This window comes from Mesorhizobium sp. M7A.F.Ca.CA.004.04.2.1, from assembly GCF_004022825.1.
Classification (GTDB): domain Bacteria; phylum Pseudomonadota; class Alphaproteobacteria; order Rhizobiales; family Rhizobiaceae; genus Mesorhizobium.
Genome location: NZ_RZPH01000392.1, coordinates 1 through 5,135 on the forward strand (window position 1 = coordinate 1; position 5,135 = coordinate 5,135).

4 protein-coding genes and 1 pseudogene are annotated in these 5,135 nt (G+C 62.1%); all 5 read left to right on the plus strand.

What is annotated here, in order from left to right; translation table 11 throughout:
• Nucleotides 1–274: pseudogene (locus tag EN893_RS38140) on the plus strand (hypothetical protein); the annotation flags it as partial.
• Between the two features lie 421 nt (nt 275–695).
• Nucleotides 696–2,288, plus strand: coding sequence for an ABC transporter substrate-binding protein (locus tag EN893_RS18145; RefSeq protein ID WP_127267320.1), 1,593 nt, complete (start codon nt 696–698; stop codon nt 2,286–2,288).
• A gap of 50 nt (nt 2,289–2,338) precedes the next feature.
• Nucleotides 2,339–3,346, plus strand: coding sequence for an ABC transporter permease subunit (locus EN893_RS18150; RefSeq protein WP_127267321.1), 1,008 nt, complete (start codon nt 2,339–2,341; stop codon nt 3,344–3,346).
• Nucleotides 3,347–3,416: 70 nt separating this feature from the next.
• Nucleotides 3,417–4,271, plus strand: a complete 855-nt coding sequence (locus EN893_RS18155) for an ABC transporter permease subunit (protein WP_224618710.1) — start codon at nt 3,417–3,419, stop codon at nt 4,269–4,271.
• Between the two features lie 2 nt (nt 4,272–4,273).
• Nucleotides 4,274–5,131, plus strand: a complete 858-nt coding sequence (locus EN893_RS18160) for an ABC transporter ATP-binding protein (RefSeq protein ID WP_127267322.1) — start codon at nt 4,274–4,276, stop codon at nt 5,129–5,131.
• Nucleotides 5,132–5,135: the final 4 nt, after the last annotated feature.

Below are 5,135 nucleotides of genomic sequence, written 5' to 3' on the forward strand. Positions count from 1 at the left end.
GACAGCAGGCTTTGCCGCACCCGCTTTACTCCCCGGCGCCGTCTTTCCGGCCGCGGCCTTGGCCGGGGCTTTCACCGCCGGCTTTGTGCTTGCCCTTACGGGCGCCGCGGCCGCCTTCGGCGTGGCGACTTTGGCAATGGGTGCTTTCGGCTTGGCAGTACCGGCTGCTTTCGACGGCGCCTTGGCTCCCGCTTTCACCGTCGTCGTCCTTGATGCTTTTGCCACCCGTTCCTCCCTGGACAAGTTTGTTCATTCGCGCCGCGCTCGCCCCTGAATTGACCTCGCCTCTGAATTGACAAGGGCGCCCTCCGCTGCGGCCGTTATACCCTATGTATTGCCTCCCTTGGTGACCGTGCAAGTCTTGCCCTTGCGGCAACACGGCGAAAGATTTTCCGTCGAAAGTCCTTGCCGCCGCCGGCGCTGCCAAATGGTGTCCTGGCGCATCCCTCGGCCGCTCGGAAGCGCGGGGAACATTTATGTCGTCAGCTTGGCGATCAATAAAAAAATTCGGTTGTTAATAATCTCGTGAATGGAAGAAACTGCTAATTTTTTCTGCAATCTGGCAAAATAGCGGATTTTTTTCCTGCTTCCCGCGGGGTAAGCAAACGGGGTGTTCCAAAGCCGGAAAAACGGTGCTTATATGCGCGCTTCGCGAGCCTGATAGAGGGGCTTGGAAGAACATCAGGGAGTGCTCAATGAATAAGAAGCTGACTTTTGCAGCCGCGTTGCTGGCTGCAAGCGTCCTGGGCGGCGTGGCCAATGCGAAAACTCTGGTCTACTGCGCGGAAGCTTCGCCGGAAGGTTTCGATCCGGCGCCGTATACCGCAGGCCAGACGTTCGACGCGTCATCGCGCACCGTCTTCAACCGCCTTGTCGAATTCGATCACGGCAAGACGACGACCTCGCCGGGCCTGGCCGAGAGCTGGACGATCTCCGACGATGGCAAGGAATATGTCTTCAAGCTGCGCAAGGGCGTCAAGTTCGCCGCGACCGACTATTTCACCCCGACGCGCGACTTCAACGCTGACGACGTGGTGTTCTCGTTCGAACGCCAGGTCGACAAGAACGGCCCTTGGTTTCAGTACATTCCGGGCATTGCATACCAGTATTACAATGACCAGTTCGGCGAAAACATCGCCAAGGTCGAGAAGGTCGACGACCTGACGGTGAAGTTCATCCTCAAGGAGCCGGCGATCACTTTCATTCCAACGCTGGGCATGGATTTCGCTTCGGTCGTCTCCAAGGAATATGCCGACAAGCTGCAGGCCGACAAGACGCCTGAGCTGTTCAACCAGAAGCCGATCGGCACCGGTCCGTTCATCTTCGTTGACTACCAGACCGACGCCGCCATCCGTTACAAGGCCAACCCGGACTATTGGGGCGGCAAGCAGAAGATCGACGATCTGGTCTTCGCCATCACCACCGATCCGGCGGTGCGCGCGCAGAAGCTCAAGGCCGGCGAATGCAACATCATGTCGTACCCGGCACCGGCCGACATCGCCGGCCTGCAGGCCGATCCGAACCTGAAGGTCGAGGAGCAGGAAGGCCTCAATGTCGGCGCGCTGATGTACAACACCCAGCAGAAGCCGTTCGACGACGTGCGCGTCCGCAAGGCGCTCAACATGGCCATCAACAAGAAGGCCATCATCGACGCCGTCTTCCAGGGCGCCGGCCAGGTGGCGATCAATCCGATCCCGCCGACCATGTGGTCCTACAACAAGGAAGTGAAGGACGATCCTTACGATCCGGATGCAGCCAAGAAGCTGCTTGAAGAGGCCGGCGTCAAGGACCTCAAGATGAACGTCTGGGCCATGCCGGTGTCGCGCCCGTATATGCCGAACGCGCGCCGTACCGCCGAACTGATCCAGGCGGACTTCGCCAAGGTCGGCGTCACCGTCGAGATCGTCAGCTACGATTGGGGTGAATACCTCAAGCGCGCTTCCGCGGTCGATCACGACGGCGCCGTCATCGTCGGCTGGACCGGCGACAATGGCGATCCGGACAACTTCCTCGGCGTGCTCCTGAGCTGCGCTTCCGTCGGTTCGAACAACCGCGCGGAATGGTGCAACAAGGACTTCGATGCGCTCATCAACAAGGCCAAGACCGTTTCGGACCAGGCCGAGCGCACCAAGCTCTATGAACAGGCACAGGTCATCTTCAAGGAACAGGCACCCTGGGCGACGCTCGCTCACTCCAAGGTGTTCATGCCGATGCAGAAGACCGTCACCGGCTTTGCGATGGATCCGCTCGGTATCCATCGCTTCGACGGCGTCGATATCGCCGAATAAGGTTGCGATACGGGGGCGCCGCCACTTGGTGGCGCCCCCACTCGCCCGCCATGCTGCGTTATATCCTCGGCAAGCTCGCCCTCATCATCCCGACCTTCATCGGGATAACCATCCTCGCCTTTGGCTTCGTGCGCATCCTGCCCGGTGATCCGGTGCTGGTGCTTGCGGGCGAACGCGGCCTGTCGCCCGAACGCCACACGGCGCTCATGCACCAGTTCGGTTTCGACCTGCCGATCTGGCAACAATATCTGACCTATCTGACCAACATCCTCGGCGGTGATTTCGGCACCTCGTTTTCCACCAAGACGCCGGTGCTGAAGGATTTCCTGGTGCGCTTCCCGGCAACGGTCGAACTCGCCATCTTCGCCATGATCTTTGCCGTCATCCTGGGTGTCGCCGCCGGCATCTTCGCCGCGATCCGTCGCGGCTCCTGGTTCGATCAGCTGACGATGGGCACGGCGCTGGCGGGCTATTCCATGCCGATCTTCTGGTGGGGCCTGCTGCTGATCATCGTCTTCTCCGGCACGCTGCACTGGACGCCGGTTTCCGGCCGCATCGACCTTCTCTATTTCTTCAAGCCGGTGACCGGTTTCATGACCATCGATTCCCTGATCTCGGGCCAGAAGGGCGCCTTCCGTTCGGCGCTGTCGCACCTGATCTTGCCGACCATCGTGCTCGGCACCATCCCGCTCGCAGTCATCGCCAGGCAGACGCGGTCGGCGATGCTCGAAGTGCTGGGTGAGGACTATGTCCGCACCGCGCGTGCCAAGGGCCTGGCGCCGCGCCGCGTCATCGGCCTGCATGCCTTCCGCAACGCGCTGATCCCGGTCGTCACCACCATCGGCCTGCAGGTCGGCACGCTTTTGACCGGCGCCATCCTGACCGAGAGCATCTTCTCCTGGCCCGGCATCGGCAAATGGATGATCGACGCCATTTCCAAGCGCGACTATTTCACCGTGCAGGGCGGGTTGCTTTTGATCGCGCTGATCGTCATGTCGGTGAACCTCATCGTCGACGTGCTCTACGCCGTCATCAACCCACGCATCCGGGCCAACTGACATGAGCAACGAAGGCCCAGCCACCATCGAAGCCGCGACCGTCGTCAAGCCGCAGGACGCCAGGCTGCAGATGTTCGGCGAGTTCTGGCATTACTTCTCCGTCAACAAGGGCGCGGTGATCGGGCTCTTCGTCTTTGCGCTGCTGATCCTGATCGCCATCTTCGCGCCGCTGCTGGCGCCCCATTCGCCGGACGATCAGTTCCGCGACTTCTTCCTGACGCCGCCGGCCTGGCAGGAAGGCGGCAACGCGCAGTTCCTGCTCGGCACCGACGCTGTCGGCCGCGATATGCTGTCGCGGCTGATCTACGGCTCGCGGTTCTCGCTCGCCATCGGCTTCGTCGTCGTCACGTCAGCGCTGATCTCAGGCGTCATTCTCGGCCTGCTCGCCGGCTACTGCCGCGGCTGGGTCGACACGCTGATCATGCGCATCATGGACATCATCCTGGCCTTCCCGTCGCTGCTGCTGGCCCTGGTGCTTGTCGCGGTTCTCGGCCCTGGCCTCGTCAACGCCATGATCGCCATCGCCTTTGTGCTGCAGCCGCATTTCGCCCGGCTCACCCGCGCCGCCGTGATGGCCGAGAAGACCCGCGAATATGTCGTCTCGGCCAAGGTCGCCGGGGCCAGCCATCTCAGGCTGATGCTGGTCACCATCCTGCCCAACTGCATCGCGCCGCTGATCGTGCAGGCGACGCTGTCCTTCTCCAACGCCATCCTCGAGGCGGCGGCCCTTGGCTTCCTCGGCATGGGCGCGCAGCCGCCGACGCCGGAATGGGGAACCATGCTGGCCGAAGCGCGCGAGTTCATCCTGCGCGCCTGGTGGGTGGTGACCTTCCCGGGCCTCGCCATCCTGATCACCGTCTTCGCCATCAACCTGATCGGCGACGGCCTGCGCGACGCGCTCGACCCCAAGCTGAAGAGGTCGTGAGCATGCCTCTGCTCGAGATCAAGAACCTCACCGTTTCCTTCGACACCGCGGCCGGACCGTTCATGGCCGTGCAAGGCATCGACCTCTCGATCGAGCCGCGCGAAGTGCTGGCGATTGTAGGCGAGTCCGGTTCCGGCAAGTCCGTGGCGATGCTCGCGGTGATGGGCCTGTTGCCCAACACGGCAACCGTCAAGGCAGACCGCATGGCCTTCGACGGCGTCGATCTCCTGAAGCTCAGCCCGTCCGAACGCCGCAAGATCGTCGGCAAGGACATCTCGATGATCTTCCAGGAGCCGATCGCCAGCCTCAATCCGTGCTTCACCGTCGGCTTCCAGATCGAGGAGGTGCTGCGCTTCCATATGGGTATGGATCGCGCTCAGCGGCGGGCCCGCGCCATCGAATTGATGAAGCTGGTCGGCATCGCCGATCCGGAAGAACGGCTGAGCTCGTTTCCGCACCAGATGTCGGGCGGCCAATGCCAGCGCGTCATGATCGCCATCGCTATCGCCTGCAATCCGAAACTGCTGATCGCCGACGAGCCGACGACGGCGCTCGACGTCACCATCCAGAAGCAGATCCTCGATCTGCTGGTTTCGCTGCAGGCCAAATACGGCATGGGCCTGATCATGATCACCCACAATATGGGCGTGGTGGCCGAGACCGCCGATCGCGTCATCGTCCAGTACAAGGGCCGCAAGATGGAAGAGGCCGACGTGCTGTCGTTGTTCGAATCGCCGAAAAGCAATTACACGCGGGCGCTGTTGTCGGCTTTGCCGGAGAACGCCGTCGGCGACCGGCTGCCGACCGTTTCCGACATGCTGTTCGAGCCGGCCCCCTCTGCCGCGGGAGCCGCCTCATGAGCAC